The sequence below is a fragment of the Marinobacterium sp. xm-g-48 genome, from assembly GCF_013282925.1.
In the GTDB taxonomy this organism is placed as follows: Bacteria; Pseudomonadota; Gammaproteobacteria; order Pseudomonadales; family Balneatricaceae; genus Marinobacterium_E.
In genome coordinates this window covers 17526-42566 of the sequence record NZ_WBYQ01000005.1, presented here as the reverse complement: position 1 = coordinate 42566, position 25041 = coordinate 17526, and the positions used below count along the sequence as shown (strand labels likewise).

Annotated in this window: 23 protein-coding genes; 12 read left to right on the top strand and 11 right to left on the bottom strand. The window is 46.1% G+C overall.

From position 1 onward, the window contains the following. Positions 1-17 precede the first annotated feature (17 nt). Genes XMG48_RS08780 through XMG48_RS08770 form a run of 3 tightly spaced genes read left to right on the top strand, consistent with a single transcriptional unit; the run spans position 18 to position 2967 of the window. The gene (locus XMG48_RS08780; RefSeq protein WP_173481694.1) at positions 18-842 is read left to right on the top strand and encodes a class I SAM-dependent methyltransferase; all 825 of its coding nucleotides are present in this window, start codon (positions 18-20) and stop codon (positions 840-842) included. After that, entirely contained in the window at positions 839-2350 is a 1512-nt protein-coding gene (locus XMG48_RS08775; protein WP_173481693.1) for an ATP-binding protein, read from the top strand. The genes XMG48_RS08780 and XMG48_RS08775 overlap by 4 nt, the downstream gene beginning before the upstream one ends. A 2-nt stretch (positions 2351-2352) precedes the next feature. Then, on the top strand, positions 2353-2967 hold the full coding sequence (locus tag XMG48_RS08770) for a response regulator transcription factor (protein ID WP_173481692.1): 615 nt from the start codon (positions 2353-2355) through the stop codon (positions 2965-2967). A gap of 3 nt (positions 2968-2970) precedes the next feature. On the opposite strand, the gene XMG48_RS08765 is transcribed toward XMG48_RS08770, so the two are convergent. From XMG48_RS08765 to XMG48_RS08740, 6 genes are all read right to left on the bottom strand, one after another. Further along, positions 2971-3375 carry a PaaI family thioesterase gene (locus tag XMG48_RS08765; protein WP_173481691.1) on the bottom strand — a complete coding sequence of 135 codons (405 nt, stop codon included), beginning with the start codon at positions 3373-3375 and terminating at the stop codon, positions 2971-2973. A 72-nt stretch (positions 3376-3447) separates the two neighbouring features. Continuing rightward, a complete protein-coding gene (locus XMG48_RS08760) occupies positions 3448-5103 on the bottom strand; it encodes an AMP-binding protein (RefSeq protein WP_173481690.1) in 1656 nt (551 codons plus the stop codon). Positions 5104-5147: 44 nt separating this feature from the next. Beyond that, a complete protein-coding gene (locus XMG48_RS08755; protein WP_173481689.1) occupies positions 5148-6251 on the bottom strand; it encodes a CaiB/BaiF CoA-transferase family protein in 1104 nt (367 codons plus the stop codon). A gap of 3 nt (positions 6252-6254) precedes the next feature. Beyond that, positions 6255-7412, bottom strand: coding sequence for an acyl-CoA dehydrogenase family protein (locus XMG48_RS08750; protein ID WP_173481688.1), 1158 nt, complete (start codon positions 7410-7412; stop codon positions 6255-6257). Positions 7413-7495: 83 nt separating this feature from the next. Next, a complete protein-coding gene (locus XMG48_RS08745; RefSeq protein WP_173481687.1) occupies positions 7496-7891 on the bottom strand; it encodes a GFA family protein in 396 nt (131 codons plus the stop codon). A gap of 12 nt (positions 7892-7903) precedes the next feature. After that, on the bottom strand, positions 7904-8794 hold the full coding sequence (locus tag XMG48_RS08740; RefSeq protein WP_173481686.1) for an AraC family transcriptional regulator: 891 nt from the start codon (positions 8792-8794) through the stop codon (positions 7904-7906). 140 nt (positions 8795-8934) lie between these two features. Between XMG48_RS08740 and XMG48_RS08735 the strand changes: the two genes are divergently transcribed. Genes XMG48_RS08735 through XMG48_RS08710 form a run of 6 tightly spaced genes read left to right on the top strand, consistent with a single transcriptional unit; the run spans position 8935 to position 16388 of the window. Next, positions 8935-10428 carry a CoA-acylating methylmalonate-semialdehyde dehydrogenase gene (locus XMG48_RS08735; protein ID WP_173481808.1) on the top strand — a complete coding sequence of 498 codons (1494 nt, stop codon included), beginning with the start codon at positions 8935-8937 and terminating at the stop codon, positions 10426-10428. A gap of 42 nt (positions 10429-10470) precedes the next feature. Beyond that, positions 10471-11628, top strand: a complete 1158-nt coding sequence (locus tag XMG48_RS08730; RefSeq protein WP_173481685.1) for an acyl-CoA dehydrogenase family protein — start codon at positions 10471-10473, stop codon at positions 11626-11628. A gap of 18 nt (positions 11629-11646) precedes the next feature. Next, positions 11647-12423 carry an enoyl-CoA hydratase gene (locus tag XMG48_RS08725; RefSeq protein WP_173481684.1) on the top strand — a complete coding sequence of 259 codons (777 nt, stop codon included), beginning with the start codon at positions 11647-11649 and terminating at the stop codon, positions 12421-12423. A 10-nt stretch (positions 12424-12433) separates the two neighbouring features. Next, complete coding sequence (locus tag XMG48_RS08720; protein WP_173481683.1) at positions 12434-13531, top strand: enoyl-CoA hydratase/isomerase family protein; 1098 nt, start codon at positions 12434-12436, stop codon at positions 13529-13531. Positions 13532-13569: 38 nt separating this feature from the next. Then, complete coding sequence (mmsB, locus tag XMG48_RS08715; RefSeq protein WP_173481682.1) at positions 13570-14460, top strand: 3-hydroxyisobutyrate dehydrogenase; 891 nt, start codon at positions 13570-13572, stop codon at positions 14458-14460. 41 nt (positions 14461-14501) lie between these two features. Then, positions 14502-16388, top strand: a complete 1887-nt coding sequence (locus tag XMG48_RS08710) for an AMP-binding protein (RefSeq protein WP_173481681.1) — start codon at positions 14502-14504, stop codon at positions 16386-16388. Between the two features lie 165 nt (positions 16389-16553). On the opposite strand, the gene XMG48_RS08705 is transcribed toward XMG48_RS08710, so the two are convergent. After that, positions 16554-17357, bottom strand: a complete 804-nt coding sequence (locus XMG48_RS08705; protein WP_173481680.1) for an enoyl-CoA hydratase-related protein — start codon at positions 17355-17357, stop codon at positions 16554-16556. A gap of 38 nt (positions 17358-17395) precedes the next feature. Continuing rightward, the gene (locus XMG48_RS08700; RefSeq protein WP_173481679.1) at positions 17396-17860 is read right to left on the bottom strand and encodes a DMT family transporter; all 465 of its coding nucleotides are present in this window, start codon (positions 17858-17860) and stop codon (positions 17396-17398) included. A gap of 187 nt (positions 17861-18047) precedes the next feature. Here XMG48_RS08700 and XMG48_RS08695 point away from each other — a divergent pair, with 187 nt between their 5' ends. Together XMG48_RS08695 and XMG48_RS08690 are read left to right on the top strand one after the other, a co-directional pair. Beyond that, a complete protein-coding gene (locus XMG48_RS08695) occupies positions 18048-19073 on the top strand; it encodes an MBL fold metallo-hydrolase (RefSeq protein ID WP_173481678.1) in 1026 nt (341 codons plus the stop codon). A gap of 18 nt (positions 19074-19091) precedes the next feature. Further along, on the top strand, positions 19092-19364 hold the full coding sequence (locus XMG48_RS08690) for a MaoC/PaaZ C-terminal domain-containing protein (RefSeq protein WP_173481677.1): 273 nt from the start codon (positions 19092-19094) through the stop codon (positions 19362-19364). On the opposite strand, the gene XMG48_RS12210 is transcribed toward XMG48_RS08690, so the two are convergent. From XMG48_RS12210 to XMG48_RS08680, 3 genes are all read right to left on the bottom strand, one after another. Next, positions 19314-19421 carry a hypothetical protein gene (locus tag XMG48_RS12210; RefSeq protein ID WP_371740525.1) on the bottom strand — a complete coding sequence of 36 codons (108 nt, stop codon included), beginning with the start codon at positions 19419-19421 and terminating at the stop codon, positions 19314-19316. The two genes, XMG48_RS08690 and XMG48_RS12210, sit on opposite strands and share 51 nt — an antisense overlap. 341 nt (positions 19422-19762) lie before the next feature. Continuing rightward, positions 19763-20461: a response regulator transcription factor gene (locus tag XMG48_RS08685; protein ID WP_173481676.1), complete on the bottom strand. Its 699-nt coding sequence runs from the start codon at positions 20459-20461 to the stop codon at positions 19763-19765. A 6-nt stretch (positions 20462-20467) separates the two neighbouring features. Further along, complete coding sequence (locus tag XMG48_RS08680) at positions 20468-23218, bottom strand: cache domain-containing protein (RefSeq protein WP_173481675.1); 2751 nt, start codon at positions 23216-23218, stop codon at positions 20468-20470. A 179-nt stretch (positions 23219-23397) separates the two neighbouring features. Between XMG48_RS08680 and XMG48_RS08675 the strand changes: the two genes are divergently transcribed. Further along, positions 23398-25038, top strand: a complete 1641-nt coding sequence (locus tag XMG48_RS08675; RefSeq protein WP_173481674.1) for a fatty acid--CoA ligase — start codon at positions 23398-23400, stop codon at positions 25036-25038. The last annotated feature ends 3 nt before the right edge of the window (positions 25039-25041 follow it).

Sequence of the window (25041 nt, the reverse complement as noted above, 5' to 3'; positions counted from 1 at the left end):
TATCTTCTCAGGTAAATATGTCTGTAACAATTCAAAATCACTACCAAAATGAACTCGATGTAGAACTGATCGTCGGGCAAATTCGCAAACATTTCTCTGAAGGCGCAGAAGACTTTCAACTAGCGCCAGTTGACCAACTACATGTCGGTGGTTTGGGCGCATCAAAAAGGCTACTTGAGCGACTAACACCTCTGAAACCGCTACATGTTTTGGAGGTCGGGTCAGGTTTAGGTGGATTAATGCGTCAAGTGGAGTCACACGGGACGATGCAAGTCACCGGAATCGACATCTGTCACGAATTCAACCGCCTTAACCGCGAGCTTAGCCGTGTTGCAGTGGGCGATTTCAGAGGTCGAGTAGTAACAGCTGATGCACTTGCTTTACCTTTCAAAGACTCCAGTTTTGATCTAATTATATTTCAACATTCTTTACTCAACATACCCGATACTCAAGCGCTGTTAAACGAGTGCCATAGGCTTTTGCGTGAGAAAGGTTCACTATTGCTGCACGAAATTTTTACAGGAACCACACCCGAAATGATGGTCTATCCTGTTCCTTGGGCACGCTCTAGCGCGACATCGCATATAATCAGCATAGAAAAAATGACTGAGCTACTGAAGTCTGCAGATTTCGACATCCAGTCAATAGAAGATTGGACAGAGGAGGCGCTTAACTGGCGCCAAAAGCAAGTAGCCAAAGAAACAACTTCTCAACAGTCGCGTGCAAAACTAGCGCCTACTATGATCTTTGGACAAGAATTTTTAGCCATGGGAAAGAATATTGTGTTTAATATTTCTAATAACGCGGTACGCGTCGTAGAAATATTAGCAAGGGCGAGATGATAAAACCGATCGACGAACTTCAAAACTGCCGCGAAGATGCCGACAGATATCGTCTGCTTGCAGAGCAGTCGACTGATATGATCTCTCGCCATACCACTTCGCCTGATTGGACCTATATAGATGTCAGTCCTGCGGTAGAGAAGATTCTAGGGTACACCGCTGAAGAGATCATTGGCACTTCTGGTTATGCAGCATTCCATCCCAATGATGCAGACAACCTCACCAAGCGTGACGCCAGCGTGCGATACCGTGAAGGGTTGTATAGCAACATATATCGCTATCGTCATAAAGCGGGACACTACATCTGGTTAGAAACCACTAGTCGCGTCATCCGTGATTCAGCCGGGAAACCGCTGGAAATCATCTGTGTCTCACGCGACGTAACCGAACGCGAAGAGATTCAGCAGACTATGGCACGTCTTGCAAGAGTAGTCGAAGCATCTTCAGATATGATCATGTTTTGTAACCATGAGACGCACAGGCTTACATACCTAAATGAATCCGCCTACCACACACTAGGAACGGAACAAGAGACTCCAGTAAGCTATTACCTACCAGAGCTATTCACTCAAGAAATATATCACTCACTGGTATGCGATGCTTTGAAGCACGCTTTTGATCACGGAGTCTGGTACGGCAGCATCCCGATGGAGTTGCCTGATAGTCTAGAGCGGGTCGCTGAAATTCGTGAGATCATCGCGCACCGCAATCGCCGCGAAGACGATAAAGTCGACTACTATTCTATTATTGGTCGCGATATAACCCTCAAATTAAGAGCAGAGGAAGCTGCAAAACGACACCAGCTTGAAATTGCACATATGTCACGTCTGATGTCTGTAAGTGAGATGGCTGCCGGATTGGCACATGAGATCAATCAACCTCTCGCAACCATTCTCAATTACTGTCACGGAACGGCCTTACGTTTAAGTGAGGGAGTTACAAATCCGGTTGAAACTGTAACCCAGTCAATGAAACTGATCACTCAACAGGCGAAACGTGCATCGGATATCATCAAACGTATGCGTGCATTTGTGGCAAAGACCGAGCACCATCAGGTGGAGTTCTCAATTAACGAGTGCTGCCGCGAGGTTTCTACCTTCCTCTATCAGGAAGCACTGGATCACAATATCCGCTTCATTTTCGAGTTAGCTAAGCAGGACCCTCTTCTGGTGGCCGATAAAATACAGATTGAGCAGGTACTTCTTAATCTGATCCGTAACGCGATTGAGGCATACAGTGATTGCGAGCGATCGCAGAGGTCCGTTACCATAAAGACAGAATTGAATGAAAAGCAACTGGTTATTCATGTAGAAGATAAGGGCAGCGGTATATCTCAAGAGGGGCTAGAGAGACTATTTGAACCTTTCTATACTTCCAAATCGACCGGCTTAGGGATGGGCTTATCCATATCACGAACCATTATAGAGACACACGGTGGGCAGCTGTATGCGACCAGTGATGCAGAAGATGGAACTCGATTTACACTCAAGCTTCCGATAAGAGACTAGCCATGGATCAGCTAACCAATAGCACAATATACATCGTTGACGATGACGAAGACTTCCGCAACTCGATGAGTTGGTTATTGGAGTCGGTTAACTGCAGGGTTGAGTGTTTTTCAAGTGCTCGGAGTTTTCTAGAACGCTACGACGGCGGCCTTGGATGCATGTTGTTGGATGTACGTATGCCTGAGATCAACGGACTGGCGCTGCAACAGATTATGATCGAACGGAATATTAAGATGCCTATCATCGTGATCTCTGGTCATGGAGATATTCAGATGGCAGTTAGTGCAATGAAACAGGGCGCAATAGATTTTATAGAGAAGCCGTTCGATGGTGATGTACTTATACGTTTGGTAAAAAAGGCACTTTCGCTCGCCGAGGACAATTACGAGCTGCGTACCGAAGAGACACGCATTCGTGAGCTATACGCCAACCTCAGTCAGCGCGAAGTGGAGGTTATGGATTTAGTTGTGCAGGGTAATGCCAATCGCGAAATTGCAGATCAGCTTAATATCAGTCCAAAGACGGTAGAGGTACACCGTTCCCGTGTAATGGCAAAAATGCAAGCAAGCAACATTGCCGATCTGATTCGCCTTCACAACAATCTAGCCCCTAAGTAATACTTAGACCGGTATTGCGTAGGTCATGGTGGCATGTGCAACCGGATCAGTATCCCCTTCCGAAACTATAGTCACCTCTCCTACTGCCAGCCTTTTTCCTACCTTGAGCATCTCAGCGATCGCTACAATGTTAGCATCAGCTTTGGGTTTTCGAAGAAAGTTGATATTCAAATTGGTGGTTACGGCCAAGCTGACCGGGCCAATAACACTCAGTAAAGCTGCATAGACTGCAACATCAGCCAAAGCCATCATGGTAGGACCTGATACAGTACCACCAGGGCGAAGATGATCATCACCCACGGCTAGTACCATTGTTGCTTTTCCAGGCTCCAACTCAACTAACTCGCCAAACCGATCCCCTTGAGGAAACTGTTCGGCAAGAAATGCCCGCATCTCATCTAACTGCATTTTTACCTCGTATGAACTTGCTTAAAGGAAGAACCCCTAAGAGATAAGTCCCAAAAATCTGATGACTCAACCTTAGTAGGCGTCGACTTCGTCGCGAGCACGATTGCGGAGCACAAAACGCTGTATCTTACCGCTTGGTGTCTTAGGCAGCTCGTCAACAAACTCGATTTCTCTTGGGAAAGCATGAGTCGAAAGACGACTACGGACATGAGTCTGCAGCGTCTCCGCCAGCTCTTCTGTCGGCGCAAAACCAGATTTAATCACAACATACGCCTTAATAATTGCACCACGCTTCTGGTCGGGTTTACCCACCACACCGGATTCCGCGACCGAATCATGCTCTAGTAACGTACTCTCCACATCAGCCGGTCCGACGCGATACCCTGCGGTAGTAATAATGTCATCATCTCGACCAGTAAACGAGAAACTTCCATCGCCATGACTGAGTACCACATCACCCGTGAGATAGTAGTTACCATGATAGGGCTCTTTCTCCTGCCAGGTGTATCCTGGAAAGAAGAAGAGGGGGGAGTTAGATATATCAACCGCCAACTGCCCCTGTTCGCCCTCATTCACTTCATTGAAATCAGCATCTAGAGCTACGACTCTATGCCCTGGCATTGAAAAGCCCATCGAACCCACGCGAACAACCGACTGGTCCAACGCATGGTGGTTACAAGCGGTCATCCCTGTCTCTGTCTGCCCATAGTGATCCATCACAGGGCACCCCAAGCGACGTTTAACCCAGGAAATAACTTCTGGGTTAAGCGGTTCACCCGCGCTGCTCGCAAGTCGAAGGTTGAAGCGTTCATCCGCCCCTAATTGATCATCATTTGCCATCAACATGCGATAAGCCGTAGGAGCCGCAGCTAAGTTGGTGATCCCATATTTACGAAGCATCTGATAGGTGGTTTCAGGTGTAAAGCCAGCCTCGCAGAAATGAGTAGTGTTTCCTAAGAGTAAGGGGCCTACAACAGCGTAATAGAGACCGTAGGCCCAGCCCGGATCGGCTACGTTCCAAAACTTATCTTCGGGCACCAAGCCAATGGCATAGCGCATATAGACGTAGAAAGAGAGTATCGCTCTCGTAGGTACTGCAACCCCCTTAGATTTGCCTACAGTACCCGAGGTAAACATCTGCAGAAAAGGCTCATCTTTACCCACACGCACGGGGACAAACTCAGTGGACTGATTATATACAGACGTAACGAAATCAGGCTCTTGAGCATATTGCTCCGGAGCTTGAGCCGCGTTAACTAACAGCACCGCTGGGCAACCTTCGACATCATCCAGTTTTGAGCGATTTGCAGGATCTGTCACGATCAACCGCGTATCCGCTTGCTGCACTCGATATTCGATGGCTCCTGAACCAAAAGCAGTGAAGAGCGGCTGATAGACACCTCCAACTCGAAGAGTACCGAGAATCACTACCATCAATTCCGCTGAACGAGGCAGGAGTGCAGAAACTCGATCACCCTGACCAATACCCTGCGAGGTCAAATAGTTGGCGAACTGCGCAGCTCTGTCACGCAGCTCCACAAAGGTATAAGCGGATGAAGTTCCATTCACCGACTCATGCCTAAGGGCAACGGCGGTAGGATCAGAGCACCACTTATCGATCATCTCTTCACAGACGTTAAAGCCTTTCTCTAGCGTACCTAACATCTCCTGTTCAACTGATTCAACGCTAAACTGGTCGTAGAATTTCTGGTAGTTTTGTGCGCTCATTTTCGCTCCTTAAACTATTTTTATTGTTTTTTACTACCTAAGAGCTACAAGAGCTCTAGTTGTTTTAAAATCTCATTGTTGTCGCAACCTAACAGCGGTGCAGGCTTTGGCAACGGATTCGAATGGCCGTTAAAACGAATGGCGGGGGCTACTTGAAGCTCTGCGCCATTGCTATGGGCCACCATGTCTCGCGATTTGAACAAGGGGTGCTCTGCCGCCTGTTTTATACTGAGTACAGGCTCAACACAGGCATCAGCTGCGGCAAATTTCTCGATCCAGTAACTTTGATCTGCCGATAAAAAACGCTCTTGCAGCTTATCTTTGAGAGTACAGTCATCCAAAGCACCCAGCTCAGAAATATTTAATTGCTCTAGTAGCTGTTGCTTAAACTTGGGCTCAAGGCTACCAATAGCCATATATCGCCCGTCGCGCGTGGGGTAGTAATCGTAAAAGCCACCACCGTTTAGAAAGTGCGTCTCCAGCCCTTCGTCGGACGCACCATTTAACTGACCGGGCGCCAACAAGGGCTGAAGCGCAAGACAATTATCCGCCATCGAAATATCGATGTGAGCACCCTCCCCCGTGCGGGTGCGATGAATAACCGCACTCAAAATACCAATCACTGCGGGTTGAGAACCGCCAGCTAGGTCAGCCATCTGTAGGCCACTTAAGCAAGGGCCACTGCTGACACGTCCTGTATGACTTGATATACCTGCAAGTGCTAAATAGTTGATGTCATGGCCAGCCCGATCGGCATACTCCCCATCTTGGCCATAACCAGTGATTGAGCAGTAGATCAAATCAGGTTTGTATTGTTTAAGTTGTTCGTACCCTAGTCCCAACTTGGCCATTACACCAGGCCTGAACTGCTCAACTACAATATCGAATTCTTCCAGAAGCTTATGAACTATCTCTATCGAATTAGGATTTTTTAGGTCTAACGCTAACGACCTTTTACCTCGATTGAGGTAACGAAATGCAGCAGACTGCCCCTCTATTTGGGGCTCAAGATCACGCACAATATCTGGCTTATCAGGGGACTCGATGCGAATGACATCCCCCCCCAAATCCGCGAGCAACATAGTGGCATATGGCCCTGGCAAGAGTGTCGAAAAATCGAGTATTTTTAATCCTGTTAAGGGTTTCATCGACTAACCTAATTCACGCAAAATTTCGCGCGAAATGATGACCCGCTGAATTTCACTAGTCCCTTCGTAAATCGTGGTGATTCGAGCATCTCGACTGAACCGCTCGAGCGGAAACTCCCGCATGTAGCCGTATCCACCTAAGAGCTGAAGCGCGGTGTAACAAGCAGCATTCGCCTTCTCGGTAGAAAATAGTTTCGCCATAGAGGCCTCTTTGGCAAAGCTCATACCGCGATCCTTTCGATCTGCCGCTGACATCAGTAAAAGTCGGGCTGCTTCAAGCTCAGTATAACGATCAGCCATCATCCACTGTATGCCCTGAAAATCGGCAATCGCTTTTCCGAATTGTTGACGCTCAGTAACATATCGCGATGCGTAATCCATCGCAGCTTGCCCAATACCCAATGCGAGAGAGCCCACACCGATTCGCCCACCAGCCAACTCAGCAACAGCAATCCTAAAGCCATCATTAAGTTTTCCCAGCAGAGCCGATTCCTTCACAAAAACCTGATCGAAGTGTACTTCGTTAGTTGCTGATCCCTGTTGCCCCATCTTATGTTCGGCAGGGCCGATGCTGATTCCAGCGAGATCAGCATCCACCAAAAAGCATGAGATACCCTTACCCTTGGGTGCATTTGGATCGGTGACAGCCCAAACAACAAATACACCAGCGAACTGTGCACTGGTAATCCACTGTTTGGTACCTGAGATTGAGAAACCACCTTCGACCCGCTCCGCTTTCGTGCGCATAGATGCAGGGTCTGAACCAGCTCCTGCCTCCGTTAGACAGAAACTACCCGCTTTGTATTCCCCAGAGCAGATTTTAGGTAGATAGTGATTTTTTTGCTCTTCGTTACCAACCGCCTGTATAACTTCCGCAACCATATTAGTTACAGACATGGTGACAGCAGTTGAAGCACAAGCGCGACCTATTTCAGTTAGAGCAAGACTAAATGCAACAGTCCCCGCTTCAGTACCTCCATACTTAGAGTCAATATTCAGCCCCATGAAACCTAACTCAGCTAATGACTTGCAATTCGCTAGTAGCGGGGAGATCTCTTTTGTGCGATCAAGATCAGCGGCAACATCTGCTATCTGGGACTCGGCAATACGCTTTGCAGTCTCTTGTATCAGAAGCTGTTCTTCACTCAATTGCAGATTCATTACGGGAACTCCTGTAGGGGTTTTCCCTTATTAATATCCGAATCTGAATTACTAGTAAACCCTTTTCTTCAGTTTCTAGTTAATTAAGGCAGTCTTTTAACATCACCAACTAATTCAACCCATGGGTGTTTGCGCGACTCATAAATTGAGGTACGCGGTGCTGGGAAATCAGCATCAGCAAAAGCACCAATAGGTATACCGATCATGCCTTTAGCACGCTCGGCGCGATACCAAACCTGACTCCCGCAGCAAGGACAAAAATTAAACGTTACACTAAACCCCTCGTCCCCGATCTGTGTGTACTCCCTTGATTCGCCTTCAATATGAACAGACTCCTGTTCAAACAGTGCCTGATGGCCAAAGGCACTCCCGGTCCTTCGCTGACAATCGAAGCAGTGACAGACAAAAACTTGTAATGGATCAGCCTGAACTACAGCGTTTAACTGTCCACAACTACAGCGTGCTTGGTATTTAGGCATGCTTAGATTCCTTTAAGTCAGAGCCTTGCGATATTGGCTAGGTGAAATCCCAATCTGCTTTCGAAAGATACGCGAAAAGTAGTAAGCATCCTCATAACCTACCTCAAATGCGATCTCCTTTATTTCCATAGCAGTGGTATCGAGCAAGTAGCAAGCGCGCTCTATTTTAAGTTGAATGAAGCGATTAATCGGTGTTGTGCCAGTAATAGCTCTGTAGCGCTTCACAAAATGGTACTTCGACAAATTCACACTGGCTGCCAAAGTATCTAAGTCTATCTGTTCATGGAGGTGCGTTTGCATGAGTGTATGAAGGCTATCTAAGTCCAAACTCTCTCGTTGGCGACGCAACTGTTCAGGCGGCTTAAGAAACGCAACATGTGACAAAATTTGACGAAGCAAGCTTGCCGAAAAGATATGAACTGTCAAATCATGGGCAGAGTAGCGGCAACTCAATAAGGCATCAAAACTACCAGTTAACTGCGGATGAAAACCAATATTTTTTAAATAAAACCCTCCAGGCGACCGTTCAACTTGAGTGTTACTGCAAAATTTTTTCACTAGCGCTCCCTCGAAGTGAACCCAATAAATTGTCCACGGAGAAGCTAGAGACGAAGTGTAACGATGTGATAAGCCCGACGGGACTATTAATACATCTCCCATTTTTACTGAGCTTGAATGACCACTTGCACTAACAACCCCCTCCCCCTGGATACAGTAAATCATCAAATAATCATCGTGTATCAATCGTTCCATCATGTGCCCTTTAGCGTGGCAATAATATCCCATCGCTTTAGGGAATAGATCGCAACTGAGTGGATTATTTGAGAGTTCCTTATAAAGGGCTTTTGGGACCAAATAGCGAACACTTTCAGGAGGTAGAGGCCAATTGGAGGGTCTGCTCATTTTTATGAATCTTCTACTAATGAATTAATTGTTATCGCAATATAGTCCATCAACTAAACAAGATTATCAATCTCATTCCACTTAAAACGGTGCTACAAATGTAAGCGAAATACAAAAAAAATATATATCAGGAGTTTCTCATTACTGTTCGTGTTCCTTTACTTATTGATGGCCAGATGGTTCAAAGCCAATCAGACAAATTCATTCCAGTTACCGATCCTGCTACACAAAATGTTATCGCAGAGGTACCTTGCGCTACTGAAGCAGAAGTTGATCAAGCTATCGACTCAGCTAAGAAAGCATTTGAAACCTGGAAAGAGACACCCGTCGGCGAACGTGCCCGCTTAATGCTTCGCTATCAGGCGCTTTTGAAAGAGCATCATGATGAGATTGCCACCCTACTATCAAGCGAAACTGGCAAAACGTTTGAAGATGCTAAGGGTGATGTATGGCGTGGAATTGAAGTCGTAGAACATGCCTGTAACATCGCGTCATTGTCTATGGGCGAAACTGTTGAAAACGTAGCTCGCAAGATCGATTGTTATAGTATTACTCAGCCTTTAGGTGTCTGTGTAGGCATTACCCCATTCAACTTCCCCGCAATGATTCCTCTTTGGATGTTCCCCATGGCTATTGCATGCGGAAATACATTTGTACTTAAGCCATCAGAACAGGACCCGTTGACACCTATGCGTCTCGCGGAGTTGTTTATCGAGGCTGGTGCACCAGCTGGCCTACTCCAGGTAGTCCATGGCACCAAAGAAGTTGTTGATCAACTACTCACTCACAAGGACACGCCTGCTATATCTTTCGTAGGATCTGTTGCAGTTGGTGAACATATCTACCGCACAGGTACCGAACACCTAAAACGCGTGCAAGCTTTCGCCGGAGCAAAAAACCACATGGTGATAATGCCTGACGCTTCGAAAAACCAGGTTATTAACAATTTAGTAGGCGCCTCTGTAGGTGCAGGCGGACAACGCTGTATGGCCATATCTGTCGCACTATTTGTAGGCAGTGCTAAAGAGTGGATTCCTGAGTTGCGCGAAGCTATGAAGAAGGTTCGCCCTGGCGCATGGAATGACCCCGAAGCTGGATACGGTCCTCTAATCAACCCAGCAGCACGCCAGCGTGTTCTCAATTTTATTCAGCAAGGCAAAGACTCGGGGGCAAATTGTCTGCTTGATGGTACTGACTGCCAAGTTGAAGGCTTTCCTGACGGTAACTGGGTGGGTCCGACACTTTTTAGCGGTGTAACTACTGACATGTCTATATACCAAGAGGAGATCTTTGGTCCTGTACTTTGCGCCATCGAGTTGGATTCTCTCGAAGATGCTATTGAGTTAATCAATGCAAATCCATACGGTAATGGAACATCGATCTTTACATCATCTGGAGCTGTCGCGCGTAAATACCAGCATGAAATCAAGGTTGGTCAGGTTGGCATTAACGTACCTGTACCTGTACCGCTTCCAATGTTCTCTTTTACTGGATGGCGCAAATCTTTCTACGGCGATCAGCACGCTTACGGGAAACAGGCAGTTAAGTTCTACACCGAAACCAAAACAGTAACAGCACGCTGGTTTGAAGAGGATATCGATACTGGGGTAAACACTACTATTCAGCTAAAGTAAGTCATCCACTTTTAACAGATAAAGATAACAAAGGAAAAGCGTATGGATTTTGAACTAAACGAAGACCAAATTGCTTTTGCAGATATGGCTCGCAGTTTTGCACAGAAAGAACTCGAACCTCACGCGGCCATGTGGGACGAAGAGCAGATATTTCCGGTTGATACGCTTAAAAAAGCGGGAGAGCTTGGATTTTGTGGACTCTACGCATCAGAAGATGTTGGCGGTCTAGGTCTTAGCCGCCTTGACGCTAGTATCATCTTTGAAGAGCTAGCCATGGGTTGCACTTCAACTACTGCTTACATCACCATCCATAATATGTCGACTTGGATGATCGCGGAATTTGGCAACAGCGATACTCGTATGGATTGGTGTCCAAAACTAACCGCTGGTGAACAATTCGCATCTTACTGTTTGACAGAGCCCAACGCGGGATCAGATGCAGCTTCCCTCAAAACCACTGCTCGTCGCGATGGTGATGGCTACGTAATCAACGGCAGCAAAATCTTTATATCTGGAGCTGGTTCAACTGATGTCCTAGTCGTTATGGCCCGTACTGGTGAAGCTGGCGCGAAAGGCATCTCTGCATTTGTGGTAGATGCCAAACTACCGGGTATTAGCTACGGACGTAAAGAACAAAAAATGGGGTGGAATAGTCAGCCAACACGAATGATCACCTTTGACGATGTACGTGTACCTGCCTCTGCCATTCTTGGAGCCGAAGGCGATGGATTCAAGATAGCGATGAAGGGGTTGGATGGTGGACGCATAAATATCGGGGCCTGCTCGATAGGTACTGCTCAAGCGGCACTTCAACGTGCTCGCGACTATATGCTCGACCGCAGTCAGTTTGGAAAAACCCTAAGCAATTTTCAAGCTCTGCAATTCAAAATAGCTGATATGACGACCCAGTTAGTAGCTGCTCGCCAGATGATACGTATGGCAGCTAGCCGTCTAGATGCTGGACATCCCGATCGAACTGTTTATTGCGCTATGGCGAAGCAGTTTGCCACGGATGCAGGTTATAACATCGCCGATGAAGCACTGCAGATATTTGGAGGCAACGGCTACATCAAAGAATACCCAATGGAGCGTTATCTGCGTGATAACCGTGTACACCGTATTCTTGAAGGGACTAATGAAATAATGCGTTTGATCATTGCTAGACGCGCACTAATGCAAGATTGCGCCAAAATTCTTTGATCACAAATAGGAGACAGCATGACAGATACACTTCTACTCGAAAAACAAGGCCATACAGCCATCATCACAATGAACAATCCTCCAGCTAACACTTGGACAGAGGAGAGTCTAAAAGGGCTTATTTCATTAGTGAATGAACTGAATGAAGATCGAAATATTTTTTCATTAGTTTTGAAATCAGATAGCGATAAATTCTTCAGTGCAGGTGCAGACCTAAATATGTTTGCAGACGGCGATCGCGCTACAGCACGTGATATGGGACGTTATTTTGGAGAAGCATTTGAAGCTTTATCTAATTTTAGGGGCGTATCTATCGCTGCTGTAAATGGATTTGCTATGGGAGGGGGCTTAGAAGTCGCTCTCGCTTGTGATATCCGTGTTGCAGAAGAGCAGGCTCAATTAGCTTTACCTGAGGCAAAAGTTGGCCTACTTCCCTGTGCAGGCGGCACTCAAAATTTAACCATGCTGGTTGGAGAAGGCTGGGCCAAGCGCATGATTCTCCTTGGCGAACGCGTAAACGCTACTAAAGCAAAAGAGATCGGTTTAGTTGAAGAGCTTGTTGCAACCGGTGAATCATTCAACCGTGCTATGGAGCTGGCCAAACAAGCGGATCAACAGAGCCCAATGTCTATTGCAAGCTGTAAGCTACTTATTCAAAACAACCGAAAACATCACTGGAATGCAGGCTATATGCTTGAGCGTGAACTTTTTGTCGATCTATTCCACTCTGAGGACCAGAAGGAAGGCGTAAATGCTTTCCTCGAAAAACGTAAGCCAAACTGGAAAAACTGCTAAGGGCATCATTATGAGTTGCGTACTATTTACCGAACACGCGACCCAGGATAACCACCTTATCCTGGAAATTTCACTCAATTCAGAAAGGTCGCTAAACGCGTTAACCCTGGAGATGATTGAGCTGATTCAACCGCGCCTGACCGCAGCGGCAAACGACGAACGCGTGAAAGCAGTCCTCCTTACGAGTGCTGGCGAGAAAGCCTTCTGTGCAGGTGGTGATGTAGTCGGACTCTACAAGTCAATCACATCAGGTGAACAGCCGAACTTCCCTGAAAACTACTTCACACGTGAGTACCAGCTCGACTATCAGATCCACACCTACCCCAAACCAATCATATGTTGGGCCAGCGGCATCGTTATGGGTGGAGGCATGGGACTGATGAATGGCTGTAGCCACCGAGTAGTGACTCAGACGTCACACCTTGCTATGCCGGAAGTCACCATTGGTTTGTACCCTGATGTTGGAGGAAGCTTCTTCCTCAACCGTATGCCAGGACGAACCGGTCTGTTCCTTGGCTTAACCGGCAACCCTATTTATGCAGCCGATGCTATCTTTTTAGGCCTTGCGGATCGTTTCGTCGACGCGGGTAAATATGGGGAAATGGTGGCCCAGCTACAAGCTAGCGACTGGAGCGGCGATGCCTACACCAAAGTGACGCAGGTGCTTCGTGCGTTTGAACAGAACTCTACTGACAGTTTCCGGGCTGACTCTCCTATTCAGAATCACTTTGCATTTATCCAGCAGATCACCGACCAAGATTCACTGTCCGACCTTATGTCTGCGATGCACGAACTGGAAAGCGATGATCCATGGATTCAACGTTCGAAAAAAGCGATCTCTCATGGTTCACCTCTCTCAGTACACATTATCGCAGAGCAACTCCAGCGCTCTCGCCACCTATCCCTTAAAGAGGTATTTATGGCCGAACTGGTGCTTTCGGTGCAGTGCTGTCGTAATCGCGAGCTCCCCGAGGGAGTCCGAGCGCTTTTGATCGATAAAGATGGTAGTCCTGATTGGATCTATAAAACCGTGCAAGATGTTAATAGCAACTTTGTAGCGCAGTTTTTCGAGTCACCCTGGAGCGAGAACCCACTCGCTTCGCTCTAAACTTGAGCACATTAAAAATAAAAACAGAGGAAATACAAATGGCAACAATTGGATTTATTGGCTTAGGCAATATGGGTTGCCCAATGGTGGCTAATCTAGTTAAAGCGGGCCACATGGTAAGGGTTTTTGACCTCAACAGTGCCGCTATTACACAAGCTGAAGAGGCCGGCGCAGTAGCTACCACTTCAGCTTATGAGGCAGTGAAAGGTGCCGAGTTTGTAATCACCATGCTTCCAGCCGGCAAGCACGTTGAGAGCCTTTACGTAACGGGCGATCAACCACTATTTGATGCAGTTGAGGCAGGAGCTCTGTTGATCGACAGTTCAACTATCGACGCTGAGACCGCCAAGCGTGTCGCTGCAGCAGGGGCCTCTCGAGGCATCGACTTCATCGATGCGCCTGTATCAGGTGGTGTTGGTGCTGCAACTGCTGGCACGTTGGCATTTATGGTAGGTGCGAGTGAAAACCTTTTCGCTAAAGCCGAACCGATTCTCCAAGGAATGGGCAAAAATATATTCCGCGCGGGCGATAGTGGCGCAGGACAAATCGCCAAATGCTGTAACAACATGATGCTTGGAATACTGATGACTGGCACTGCAGAAGCCCTCAATATGGGAATGAAAAATGGGCTAGACCCAGCTGTTCTCTCAGAAATCATGAAACAGAGTTCTGGCAACAACTGGGCTCTACAAGTATACAACCCAGTTCCTGGCGTAATGCCAAATGTCCCATCGTCCAACAACTATCAAGGCGGCTTTCAGGTTGATCTGATGTTCAAAGACCTCGGGCTCGCAATGGATGTGAGTCAGCAGAGTGCATCTCCTACACCAATGGGTGCCGCAGCTCGCTCATTATTCATGCTACACAAAAGCAAAGGTAATGGCGGACTGGACTTCTCTAGCATCTTAAAACTCTATCAAGATCAGTAACGACTTAACTCACTATCAACAATAAATATAAGAGGAAGGTTATGAGATACGACGACGAATACAGCGCAGCTTTTGAAGATCCGCAAGCTTATTGGGCGTCTCAGGCGAGTCGCATCGATTGGTTCAAAGCACCAAGCACGACACTTAGCAAAACAGATTTTGGCACCTACAGCTGGTATCCCGATGGTGAACTGAATAGCTGTTATCTGGCTCTAGATCGTCATGTAGCCGCTGGTCGCCAAGATCAGGTCGCTCTTTACTATGACTCACCGGTTAGTAATACCAAAGAGAAGATCACCTACTCAGATCTTTTGACTCGAGTACAGCGGTTCGCCGGCGCACTCAAAGCACGCGGTGTTAAGAAGGGTGATACGGTGCTGATCTACATGCCGATGATCCCAGAAGCGGCAGTAGCGATGCTCGCCTGCGCCCGCCTAGGAGCTGTGCACTCGGTCGTGTTCGGTGGTTTCGCCCCACACGAGATGGCTATCCGAATAGACGACGCAAACCCCAAGATGATACTTACCGCATCTTGCGGCATCGAATTCGACAAACAGATCGCCTATAAACCGTTAGTTGATCAAGCGATTGACTTAGCGACTCACAAACCACAGAACACTGTCGTTTATCAGCGACCCATGCTATCCGCGGAACTCGACAAGCCATGGGACCTGGATTGGCAAGAATTTCAAAAAGATGCTGAACCTGCAGAGTGTGTCGTCGTCAAAGGTTCAGATCCACTTTATATACTCTACACCTCAGGCACTACAGGTCAGCCCAAAGGGATAGTGCGCGATAACGGTGGCCATGCTGTTGCACTGAGTTATGCCCTAAACAACGTCTACGGGATGCAGGCAGGCGATGTTTGGTGGGGCGCTTCAGATATTGGCTGGGTCGTGGGTCACTCATTTATAGTATACGGCCCGTTAATGGGGGGGTGCTCAGCAATCTTTTTTGAGGGTAAACCAATTAAAACGCCAGACGCCGGCACATTCTGGCGTGTGATTGCGGAGTACGGCGTCAACTCTATGTTCTGTGCACCGACCGCCTTCCGCGCCATTCGAAAAGAGGATCCGAGCGGCAGTCTCGCCAATCAGTACGACCTCAGCTCACTTAAATGGGTATTTGTTGCAGGTGAAAAACTTGATTCGTCGACCTACGGCTGGCTAGATGAATTGCTAAATGTTCCTATATTGGATCACTGGTGGCAGACTGAAACCGGCTGGCCAATGACCGCACCCATGATGGGTTGGGAGAGCCCCTCAAAAGAGCGACTAGGTTCAACTAACAAACCAATTCCCGGCTATGACATCCGTGTTCTCGATGATGAAGGTGTCGAGGTTGAGAAGGGAGAAGCGGGCAATATCTGCGTTTCCCTGCCCATGCCACCAGGAGTGGCCTGGAGCATCTGGAACAATAACGAACGATATTTCTCTTCATACTTGGAAAGCTTCCCAGGCTTTTACCACACAGGCGATGGCGGTTATATCGATGAAGATGGATACATCTACATTACAGGTAGAACTGATGACGTAATCAACGTATCTGGTCACCGTCTTTCAACTGGTGAGATGGAGGAGATTCTTTCAGCACACAATGCTATAGCAGAGTGTGCCGTTATCGGAGTACCTGATGAGCTAAAAGGGCAAGTCCCTCTTGGGCTAGTTGTGCTTAAAGCAGGCGAGGATATCTCTGAAGAAGAGTTAGTCACTCAACTAATTAATATGGTTAGAGACCAAGTTGGAGCTGTTGCGTGTTTCAAACAAGCATTTATAGTCCAACGTCTACCTAAAACAAGATCAGGCAAAGTGCTTCGAGCAGTTCTTCGTAAGATAGCTGCTAAAGAGGAATACGTAATGCCTTCAACTATAGATGACCCTCTGATTTTAGATGAAATCCAACAGGTATTATCTAAAGCAGGCTTATAAAAACTCAATAAATTAGTAACTTCCAAAGCTGCTGATACAAACAGTGTAAATGGCAATTTATCAATAAAGACAAATTGCCATTTCCTACACATCAAATTCAACGCCTCAGTTTTTACTGCTTGGCCTTTCGAGACCACTTAGGCTGTAGCGAGGGCGCACATAAATTCACTTAGTTTTCGATAGCGACTCCAGTAATCGATGTACTGCTTCAAGGTGCTCTGGTTCGTTATGACACATTCCTTGAAAACAGGCACAAAGATCGAGAAAGTCTTTTAACTCCATACGCTGTGCCATTTTCATCAACCTTTTAGTTAGGCGCGTTGCTTTTGGAGGTTGTGCTGCAATGCGGTTTGCCAATTCCAATGATGCGTTTAAAAGCTGATCATCTGGAACAACCTCCAGTACAACTCCGAGTTCTTTTGCCTCTATCGCATCGATTACTCTGCCCGTCAGAGTCAATTCAAAGGCACGTTGATAACCGATTAGTCGCTGCAGAAACCAAGCCCCTCCATCTCCAGGAATAATTCCCAAATTGAGAAATGTTTCACCAAATTTTGCGTGTTCTGAAGCAAGTCTCACATCGGCCATATTTGCCAGATCAAATCCTGCACCAATTGCAGCACCATTCACTGCTGCTATTATTGGTACCTCTAATGATTGCAGTGCCACCGGTAACCGTTGAATGCCATGCCTATAACGCGTTGCACATTCCGCAACATCACCAGCAAAATCTGCTTCCCGATTAGCCATATCATGAACGTTACCGCCTGCACTGAATGAAGAGCCCGCTCCAGTAATAATGAGTACAGAAATCTCCGAATCGCGATTAATCCACTCAACTGTTTCAAGGATATCTTCAACTAGATTTGTGCCCGTCAATGCATTTCGAACATCGTCGCGGTCCATGGTTAAAATAGCGACTCTTCCTTCTTTGCGAAAAAGAGCGTCCTTTAATATTGGTATTTTCACTCTATACCTCGAATATAAAAATGCTTTGATTGAAGGTCTTAATGGTTGTTTGCAACAGACTTATCTAATACTAAATAGATACCCAACGCCATTATCAACAGTCCAGCAATTCGCTTAAGGGTAATAGCATACTGCTGCGCACCAAATAGCCCAAAGTGATCTATAGTGCTCATCGCTATTAGCTGTCCAAGCAGCGCAAAAGCGATAGCATTTGAGACGCCAAATCGAGGAACAATCCAAGTGACGCTGATGACATAGAAAGCAACGCAAAAGCCACCCAAGTAGAAATAGATGGGGAGATCATCTGCAACAAATTTACTCGGGAAGCCCTCTGTTACGAGCAAGTAAACTGCAACTGATGTAAATCCTAATGCAAGCGCCATTGCAGTAGCCAATGATGAGCTCATCAAACGCCCACCTAAACCACCATTTAGGGTTGCCATAGTCGGTATACCAATCCCTGCAAGCAACATGACCAAAGCATATACAATTGAATTATTCATTTTCTGATCTTCCCACAAAGCCTTCATGGCCTAACTGTAAATAATTGTTTTTATTGTTTGAAATGATAGCAATCTATCTGGTCGACAGAAATCAACTCAAAGACAGTATCTCGATACGATACACAAAAATCTATAAAATAAAATCTTTAAGAAGACACCCCATAACCCAGCGACCACAAATGAGCTCATGCATTCAGATCAATTATTCAACTTAACTGGCAAGCCAACAAAAATTACTGATGGCATCTATCAAATACGACTCCCACTTCCCTATGCATTAGATCATATAAATGTGTACCTTATTGAGGACATTGACGGATGGATTCTGGTGGATACAGGGATCAAGAGCGAACAATCGCAAACTATTCTAAAAGAGATTTTAAATACGCTTCCAAAAGCAAAGCCCCTTAAAGCCGTGCTCGCAACACACACTCATGTGGATCACATTGGTGTAGCTGGTTGGATTTGTGAAACCTGGCAGGTGCCTCTCTGGGTCACTAAAGCGGAGTATGACGGGTTACAGCATTTTCTGGGAATGGATCCGAAAAATGACACTACTCTAGCTACAGAGTTAAACGACTTTTATCATTGCGGAGGCATACCTGAGACAGATTACGAGCTAATAATTAGAGGCTTATTGGGCTTTCAGAAAGCATTCCACCCCCTCCCAGATAAATACCTATCGCTGGAAGAGGGAAAATTAGTCATCAATGGTGAAACCTGGCAGATACAAATCAATGATGGCCATACGGTTGCACACACATCACTGTTTAATCAGGACCGGAGCATATTAATATCGGGCGACCAAGTGCTCGCTAGGATTAGCTCTAATGTCAGCGTCCGTTTTGGAGAACTTAATAGCAACCCACTAAAAACTTGGATTGCCGGTTTAGAGCGGCTTAAATCACTGCCTAAAGACACATTGGTTCTTCCATCACATGAGAAGACGATCTCCAATCTCCATGATCGTGTAGATGAGCTTATTAAAGGTTATCTAGAAAACGCTCACAAAATACTCAGCTTTTGCCTAACACCGAGTACTGCCGAAGAGATTCTGAGAGCTCTCTTTCCAAGGGCGCTCTCACCTTTGGATCATCACCTAGCTTATGGTGAGACGATGGCTTATATCAACTACCAGTTGACTGAAAAGAATATTCAAACACTGGGGGCTGAGAGTGATATTCCACTTTATAAAGCTCTGCCTAACCAATAACATTAAAGAGACGTTACGATGCTCTATTTAGAAGATTTAAAAGCAGGCGATAAATATATAAGTGAAAACTATGAGATCACTGACGAGAATATCGTAGCTTTTGCCGAACACTATGATCCTCAACCATTCCACCTTTCAGATGAATCTGCGCAGGATTCCTTCTTTGAAAGTCTTGCAGCGAGTGGCTGGCAGGTAGGTTCTATCACTATGCGTCTGATTGCCAAATCCCTGCCGATTGCCTCAGGGGTTATTGGTGGTGGCGTCACCCTTCTTAACACCCGCCTTGTTTAAGGCGCTTGCTAATTGCTTACAGCGAGCAAAGGTTTCGCTCCAGGTACGACGTACCAAGCCATTTACCGTTGCGGTGCGATCTGGATAAACAAAAGCCGAACGCTCCAGAAAACTAATTGGTGTAAGTGCCGCGTAGTTCGCTGCACATTGGTCAAGGTTTGTTTCAAAGGGTGAGTTATGTATTTTAATGTTCCTTATTATTACTAAATGCAAACGTATGAAATTGCTGAGTGATTTATCTCAGCAACTACTTTTAATTAGTACAATTATCGGGGTAGGGATTTCACGAAAAAATGTTAAATACAGACATTTACTTGTTAGACCTGGACATAAAAAATATGGTTTTTATATTGTTTTTGAATTAAGTAGCAGATGTTAGCAATCAATCCAGATAATTCTTAATTTTCCCATCTAACATCAACTGTTAGCATATACCCAGCTCCATAAACGGTTTTAATAATTTTTGGGTCTTTAACATTTTCTTCGACTTTTTTACGCAATCTGGACATACGCGAATCGATACTTCGGTCGTAAGGAATAATCTGATCACCAAGAAGTTGATCACGCGTTAATATCTTTTTGGGCGCCTTCAAAAACGAGACAAGCATATTGGCCTCAGCCGTGCTTAAAATCGTCTCTTCGCCTGTTTGTGATGTAAGAGTTAATGAATCCAAATCAAAACTCCAGCCTGAAAAACGAGCTATACGTACAGCATTAGCCACATCGTCACGATGGATTCGACGCAATAGACTCTTGACCCTTGCGACCAACTCACGCGGTTCAAAAGGCTTAGTGAGGTAATCATCAGCACCTAACTCTAGACCAAGCACACGGTCGGGAAGACTGCCACGACCTGACAGGATCAAAACCCCCACGTTGAACTGATTCACCATCTCTCCGACCAGCGTCAGCCCATCCATGTCTGGCAAACCCAAATCGACAACACAGAGTTCTGGTCTTTGCTGCTTAAGTCCTTTAAGAATTGCAGCGCCCGTGTTAAAGGTCGCTACTTGGTAACCAAATTTCTCTAGCTCTAATCTAATCAGATCACAAATATCTGACTCATCATCGACCACGTAGATCAGATTCTTTTCCATATATCGTTATCCTTTTGCTACCGTCCTATTAAGGGCAGTCACAATCTGTTCTCGTGTAAATGGCTTAAGTAATATTTCGTAGCAGGCCGCAGTTGAGCGTTCGCCTGCATACTCAGAGTTACCCGTCATTAATAAAATACGTTCAACACCCTTATTACCACATAGATGATTAGCAAGCTCAATGCCATTAAAACGTCCCGGAAGATCAATATCACTGATTAGGGTGCCAATATCAGGAATGGCATCTATCAATAAAAGCGCCTCATCAGTATCCGAGGCTTCTACTACGCTTAAGCCCAAAGAGGTTAATTGATCACGCACAACCTGACGCACATCAAGATCATCCTCAACTAACAGTAAAAGCCCGTCCTTCAGTACTGGCGATAATTTCTCAGTATCCCCAGAGAGCTGATGCACCTCTACCCCACTCTGTTCTGCCAAAGGTAAAAGAATAGCGATCGTCGAACCCACATCTGGATTATTCCGAATGCTAATGTAACCATTTGACTGCTTAGCAAAGCCATAGACCATACTTAAACCAAGCCCCGAGCCACGACCTTTCTTGGTCGTAAAAAACGGCTCAAATGCTCTCTGAACTGCATCACCACTAAATCCAGAACCGGTATCTATTACTTCTATTAGTGCATAGTCCCCTGGGACAACCGCCTCATCAAAACCATTAAGGGATGCGTTGGCACTGTTGACCACTCGAATTTCAATTTGACCACCATCGGGCATGCTATCGCGCGCATTGAGCGCTAAATTGATTAGGGCATTTTCAAACTGCGACAAGTCAACTTCTATTAAAGCATCAGAAATACTTGTGACTTTAAAATCTATAGAAGCTGGCAAAGAACTTTTTATAAGCTCTGAAACCCCATTAATAGCATCTGCCGCTCCCACAACGACTAGCTCTTGAGACTGTGCACGAGCAAAAGTCATCAAGCGCCTAATAATATCAGCCCCACGATAGGCCGCTCTCAACGCAGGCGATAGATTGGCCTCAATGCTCTTTGACTCATTATGATCTTTAGCTGCTATAAGGTTCCCGATTATAACTGTAAGCAAATTATTAAAGTCATGCGTCAAACCGCCCGCCAACTGGCCGGCAGCAGTCATGCGAGAGGCCTCAAGCATCCTTCGCTCTGAATTTTTCTCATCTGTGATATCGAGTGATAGGTTGAAAATGCCAACAACGTTTCCAGCAGCATCAAACTCAGGAATGAATCGACGACGCGTTATTAACTCTCCCTTTGGCCCTTCGGAAACATACTCAAAAACAACATCCTCACCAGAGAGGCAGCGATTAATGTGAGAGGCAATTTCTACCTGCATAGATCCCGGAATAACATCCCTTAATCTGCGACCAATAATGCCCTCCTTGTTCAATCCATAAAACGCCGCATATTCACGGTTAACAAAAAGGAAACGTAGATCGCTAGTTAGATAAGCAACCTGAGCAGGGAGGGCATCCAGAATAAGTGTTTGTCGCTCCTCTAATTGTTCGACCATGTTGGATTTACGCACAACCTCTTGGCCAAGAGCATCCACACTATGCCCGATACGTGCGACCATACTGTCAAAAGTTGAAGCTAGAATGCCGAGCTCATCATCGCGCTGAATACCTGATCGAACTCTAAAATCACCATCTTTTACACGCTGGGCAGCGGATGCAAGGCGACGAAGAGGCGAAAGAATTCGGTCAATAGCAAAAGAGCCGACAATGACGGCTATAAGAATTGTGGTAAGCGCAATCAACAGGATTCGCTGGCTTAGAGTGAAAGCGCTACTTTGCAATTCATCCACATAAACAGATGAACAGATATACCAGTCGAGGCCTTCTAATTTGCGAACAAGCGAGATCTTCTCATGCACATAGTTACCCGGATCAGCAGGCGAGTCCCAGGCATAGACAAGCTCTTCTCCAGTGTCAGCAACTGATTTCAGATCGAAAATAATCGACCTTCCCGTGGTGGGATTTTTTAAATTGGTAGCATTAGTCTTATCTATATTAGAGTTAGGGTGCGAAACCAAATAGCCCGCTGAATCAAAAATAAACATGTAGCCAGTGCTGGCTATCTTAATCTCCATTAACGCTGAACGGAGCTCATCAACCAACTGCTGGCGCCGTTCAACCACTTGTCGCTCAATATCAGCCATAAACACGCCGGTACCAATACTGATACCTAGATCAGGAAAAAAGCGGATGAAGGATAGTTTTTCAGAAGAGGTCTCACTGCCAACTGGCTGCCAAGGATAGCTAATGAAAGCCTCGCCTTTCTCTGTTACTTCGCGGTGTATTTTCGCGAGTTTAGCGAGCTGACCATCAGAACTATCGGAGATTGGCTTACCAATTAACTCAGGGTTGGGGTGTGATAGGAGCACACCGTTGCGATCCGCTATCCAGATATAACCCTCTTCGTCATATCGAAGCTGTTCGAACAGTTTAATAATCGCTCTTGGATCGCCGCCTGCTACAACAGAGCGACTTAACTGTGCGCCCACTAGATCAACGATGGTACGCAAAGAAGCTTTACGTGATTCAAGCGCCTGTAGCCTATAAGTATCGACACTCGAGAACATCTTGTCCGCCAGCTGATAGACATTATCCAGCGCCAAACGAGCAGAGTTACGCTCAATCTTGTACACCTCCGCACGAATAAGAGGCACGGAGTAGCTATAGATACCAATAAAGGTCATTCCAAGCATCGCCAAGATGAGCAGTATGGAGCGATTTCGAATCTTATTCTGTTTCATGAAATCAAATATTCATCACCAAAGAAGCTAGTCTATTCGTTATGGGAGTTAATTTCTGCATCAGTCACATTTCGGTGGAATTTAGACAGAACTGCGCAAACCTTAAGATATTTAATAGATACTCACTAAATCCCATTAAAACTTTTCCCAGCAACAAATTTAAAGAAGAGCAAACACCGATGAAAACAACAAAAATACTGGCGCCAACGGAAAGTGCTTACCAATACCCCCTTCTAATCAAGAGCCTACTTCTTTCAGGTGTTAGATATGAACCTAACCAGGAGATCGTTTACGGCGATAAGGTTAGATTCAACTACGTTGAACTAAACAAACGTATTGCTCGCCTCGCGAACCTTCTTACAAAGTCGGGTGTAGGTGCCGGCGATACTGTTGCTGTAATGGACTGGGATAGCCATCGCTACTTAGAAGCGTACTTTGCTGTACCAATGATTGGTGCAATCTTGCACCATGTAAATATTCGTCTAAGCCCAGATCAAATTGCTTACACGATGAACCATGCAGAAGATGACATGGTCTTAGTACATGATGATTTTGTAGAACTCTTTGAAGACATTGCCCCTCAGGTTCCATCTGTGAAAGCGGTGGTTCAATTAACAGATGAAGAGAGTGCAAAATCCACAAAGCTTGCGACACTTGGCGAATATGAAGCGTTACTTGCAGAGTCTTCTGAACAATATGACTTCCCTGATTTCGATGAGAATTCTGTAGCTACAACCTTCTATACAACCGGCACAACCGGAAACCCTAAAGGGGTCTTTTTCTCACACCGACAACTGGTACTGCACACACTTAATGCTGCTGTCACCATGGGGGCATACGACGCACTTCCACTGCTTCGTTCTGATGACGTCTACATGCCTATGACGCCTATGTTCCACGTTCACGCATGGGGCATTCCATACGTAGCAACAATGAAAGGCATTAAGCAGGTATACCCGGGTCGTTATGAGCCAAACAAACTGGTCCGCCTATACCGCGAAGAGGGTGTAACCTTCTCGCACGGTGTTCCTGCTGTGCTCCAGATGATCCTTGAGTCTGAAGAGGCCAAAACAACCGATCTATCGCGTTGGAAATTAATGACCGGAGGAAGTGCTCCGACACTTGGCCTAGCAAATGCTATGGCTGCCAAAGGAATTAAATTCCATACCGGATACGGCATGTCCGAAACCTGTCCTCTACTGACCATAACCTACCTGCACTCCGATACACGTGAATTGTCTATCGAAAACCAGATGAGCACGCGTATCAAAACAGGCGTTCCAATGGGTCTTGTTGACCTGCGCATCGTTGACCCTAATGGCAACGATGTTCCGCACGATGGCGAAGCTATGGGCGAAGTAGTGGTTCGTGCACCTTGGTTAACACAAGGGTATGTAAAAGAGCCCGAACGAAGCGAAGAGCTGTGGAGTAACGGCTGGCTGCATACCGGAGATGTCGGCTCAATTGATGGTCGCGGTTTCTTGCAGATCAAAGACCGTATCAAAGATGTCATCAAAACTGGCGGCGAGTGGATATCTTCCTTAGAACTTGAGAATCTGATTAGCCAACACCCAGCTGTGAACGAAGTCGCTGTAGTTGGCATACCAGATGAAAAGTGGGATGAGCGCCCGCTTGCACTCATCGTAGCTGCTGCCGATACAACTATAGAGCCAACTGAAATCCAACAACACTTAATGCAGTTTGTAGAGAGTGGCCGAATAAATAAATGGGCTATTCCTCAACAGGTTAAGATTGTTGAGTCGATTCCGAAAACAAGTGTCGGTAAAATCGACAAAAAGGTAATACGGGCAAACGTATAACAA

Coding starts and splice junctions, on each gene's coding strand:
- XMG48_RS08740 (WP_173481686.1), bottom strand. CDS start 8,794: ATGAGCAGACCCTCCAATTGGCCTCTACCTCCTGAAAGTGTTCGCTAT.
- XMG48_RS08675 (WP_173481674.1), top strand. CDS start 23,398: ATGAAAACAACAAAAATACTGGCGCCAACGGAAAGTGCTTACCAATAC.
- XMG48_RS08700 (WP_173481679.1), bottom strand. CDS start 17,860: ATGAATAATTCAATTGTATATGCTTTGGTCATGTTGCTTGCAGGGATT.
- XMG48_RS08755 (WP_173481689.1), bottom strand. CDS start 6,251: ATGAAACCCTTAACAGGATTAAAAATACTCGATTTTTCGACACTCTTG.
- XMG48_RS08725 (WP_173481684.1), top strand. CDS start 11,647: ATGACAGATACACTTCTACTCGAAAAACAAGGCCATACAGCCATCATC.
- XMG48_RS08680 (WP_173481675.1), bottom strand. CDS start 23,218: ATGAAACAGAATAAGATTCGAAATCGCTCCATACTGCTCATCTTGGCG.
- XMG48_RS08760 (WP_173481690.1), bottom strand. CDS start 5,103: ATGAGCGCACAAAACTACCAGAAATTCTACGACCAGTTTAGCGTTGAA.
- XMG48_RS08730 (WP_173481685.1), top strand. CDS start 10,471: ATGGATTTTGAACTAAACGAAGACCAAATTGCTTTTGCAGATATGGCT.
- XMG48_RS08745 (WP_173481687.1), bottom strand. CDS start 7,891: ATGCCTAAATACCAAGCACGCTGTAGTTGTGGACAGTTAAACGCTGTA.
- XMG48_RS08690 (WP_173481677.1), top strand. CDS start 19,092: ATGCTCTATTTAGAAGATTTAAAAGCAGGCGATAAATATATAAGTGAA.
- mmsB (WP_173481682.1), top strand. CDS start 13,570: ATGGCAACAATTGGATTTATTGGCTTAGGCAATATGGGTTGCCCAATG.
- XMG48_RS08695 (WP_173481678.1), top strand. CDS start 18,048: ATGCATTCAGATCAATTATTCAACTTAACTGGCAAGCCAACAAAAATT.
- XMG48_RS08685 (WP_173481676.1), bottom strand. CDS start 20,461: ATGGAAAAGAATCTGATCTACGTGGTCGATGATGAGTCAGATATTTGT.
- XMG48_RS08765 (WP_173481691.1), bottom strand. CDS start 3,375: ATGCAGTTAGATGAGATGCGGGCATTTCTTGCCGAACAGTTTCCTCAA.
- XMG48_RS08780 (WP_173481694.1), top strand. CDS start 18: ATGTCTGTAACAATTCAAAATCACTACCAAAATGAACTCGATGTAGAA.
- XMG48_RS08775 (WP_173481693.1), top strand. CDS start 839: ATGATAAAACCGATCGACGAACTTCAAAACTGCCGCGAAGATGCCGAC.
- XMG48_RS08710 (WP_173481681.1), top strand. CDS start 14,502: ATGAGATACGACGACGAATACAGCGCAGCTTTTGAAGATCCGCAAGCT.
- XMG48_RS08750 (WP_173481688.1), bottom strand. CDS start 7,412: ATGAATCTGCAATTGAGTGAAGAACAGCTTCTGATACAAGAGACTGCA.
- XMG48_RS08770 (WP_173481692.1), top strand. CDS start 2,353: ATGGATCAGCTAACCAATAGCACAATATACATCGTTGACGATGACGAA.
- XMG48_RS08720 (WP_173481683.1), top strand. CDS start 12,434: ATGAGTTGCGTACTATTTACCGAACACGCGACCCAGGATAACCACCTT.